The organism is Candidatus Symbiopectobacterium sp. (genome assembly GCF_020054415.1).
Classification (GTDB): domain Bacteria; phylum Pseudomonadota; class Gammaproteobacteria; order Enterobacterales; family Enterobacteriaceae; genus Symbiopectobacterium.
The window spans coordinates 1-1,917 of sequence record NZ_JAHWCO010000733.1 but is presented as its reverse complement, the minus strand read 5'-3'; the positions used below and the strand labels follow the sequence as shown (position 1 = coordinate 1,917).

Below are 1,917 nucleotides of genomic sequence, written 5' to 3'. Positions count from 1 at the left end.
GATTGAGCAGGCCGGCTTTGTGTTTGATAATGGGATTGTTAGTATGAAGCATGATAGTTACCTCGCGTTTTGTTTAAGGATTAGGCACCCATATCAAAACCGGTAACTCTCAACCTTTCAAGGTCCAGTGTCAGATCTAGTCGCGACTAATACAGCTAAACGCCCCACCAGTCGCCCTGCTGTGGATGTGCCTGCTTCGCCTGTTCCTGAAGCTATCGCACCCGCTGCGCCAGCGCCGTTAAGCACTCATCGGCCATACCGTGTTTTTTGAGCGTCTCTTCCAGTGAAAACAGATACTGTGCATTCGTTCCCAACGGGACACTGGCTCTGGCAATCAGGGGAGCAACGCGGTGTATGCAGGTATACGCTTCGATCAGAGCATGTTGATCTTGCGAAACAAACGCCAACGCCGTGAGAGTTTCGCCGTTTTGGCAGTGCAGATCGCACCATTCCGGACGGTAGCAACCAGTGATCATCTCACGCTTCCACAGCAGTTCCAGATCTTCATGCAGTGAAGCCTCCGGCAAACGAAATGCCATACCGGTCGTTTTCCCACCTGGCGTTAATGCCAGCATGCGTCCAGGTTGCGTTGCCGTACCGCGTCCTGCCGTAAGGCGCAGGCAAAATGCACGCTGCCAGCCGGAAAGTGTGGCCAAACGGACTCCCTCCGGTGTAAATACCGGATTCCACATCAGTGAGCCATAACCAAAGACCTACACCGTGCTATCAGGGCGACGCGATAGCGTCTGGTTCAGGGAGTCCGCTCGCTGCTGAGGCGTGAGCAGCAAGTTTTCTTCGATACAACCAAAAGACGTACCACAATCAGCCTGTTGTAAAAAATAGCGTGTTAATAATATCTTAAAACCACCAACAGCCAATAACCGAACAATAACCGCCGCGTTTTTTCTGCCAAAAACAGCGTAACTGCTTAACATTTCTGCAACTCATTCCAGAATATGCCATTTTTTGTGTGGCAATCAAGTTTGATCTTAATCACAAAGCGCTAAGGTAACGCTGAAATCGTAACAAAAAAGGGTTAACAACGCTTTTTTAGACACACGTGCTTTTTGCCTGTCACTAAAATGATAATCACTATCATCAACATGATATAATGTTATCCATCAAATCAATAATTATATCGGCTGAATGATGGAGAAATTTAATGGCTCATCCGACAGGTTTTCGCCCAGCCCAACCCCGACTAATCCAGGTTAAACGCATCACCGATCTCTCACCGCACTTGCGCTGCATCACTTTTCATAGAGATACACTGCCCGACTATCCGGCAGTCGGGCGACATGCCGCACATATCAAACTATTTTTAGCGCACCCCTGCCAGAAAGCGCCTACATTACCCACATTGGGTGAGCGAGGCCCGCAATGGCCTGAAGGCGAAGCGCGCCCCGTCGTGCGCACTTATACTATTTATGCATTCCTGCCAGAATTGGGCGAAGTGGATGTTGCCTTTGCCTTGCACGACCACGGCGGACCCGCCGTCACGTTTGCCCGCAACGCGCAGCCCGGAGACAGCGTAGGCATTACTCAACCGGGTGGTCCGCACCCCATGCTGCCTGCGTCCAGCGCCTATTATCTGTATTAGTCGCGACTAGATCTGACACTGGACCTTGAAAGGTTGAGAGTTACCGATTTTGATATGGGTGTCTAATCCTTAAACAAAACGCGAGGTAACTCTCATGCTTCATACTAACAATCCCATTATCAAACACAAAGCCGGCCTGCTCAATCTCGCCGAAGAACTCGGTAACGTATCAAAATCCTGCAAGATCATGGGCGTGTCACGCGATACATTTTACCGTTATCAGGAACTGGCTGCTGAAGGCGGCATTGATGCGCTGGTTAACCAGAACCGCCGGGTTCCGAACCTGAAGAACCGCGCCGACGAAGCCACTGAACGCG

2 protein-coding genes and 1 pseudogene are annotated in these 1,917 nt (G+C 50.4%); 2 read left to right on the top strand and 1 reads right to left on the bottom strand.

Annotated features, from left to right (window positions below):
• Nucleotides 1-212: 212 nt before the first annotated feature.
• A pseudogene (locus QZ506_RS21120) lies at nucleotides 213-857 on the bottom strand (gamma-glutamylcyclotransferase).
• A gap of 305 nt (nucleotides 858-1,162) precedes the next feature.
• Here QZ506_RS21120 and QZ506_RS21115 point away from each other — a divergent pair.
• Both QZ506_RS21115 and QZ506_RS21110 read left to right on the top strand, forming a co-directional pair.
• Nucleotides 1,163-1,600: a siderophore-interacting protein gene (locus QZ506_RS21115; protein WP_291973717.1), complete on the top strand. Its 438-nt coding sequence runs from the start codon at nucleotides 1,163-1,165 to the stop codon at nucleotides 1,598-1,600.
• A 94-nt stretch (nucleotides 1,601-1,694) separates the two neighbouring features.
• Nucleotides 1,695-1,917: helix-turn-helix domain-containing protein (locus QZ506_RS21110; RefSeq protein WP_291973715.1), on the top strand; the 223-nt coding region annotated here is incomplete at its 3' end.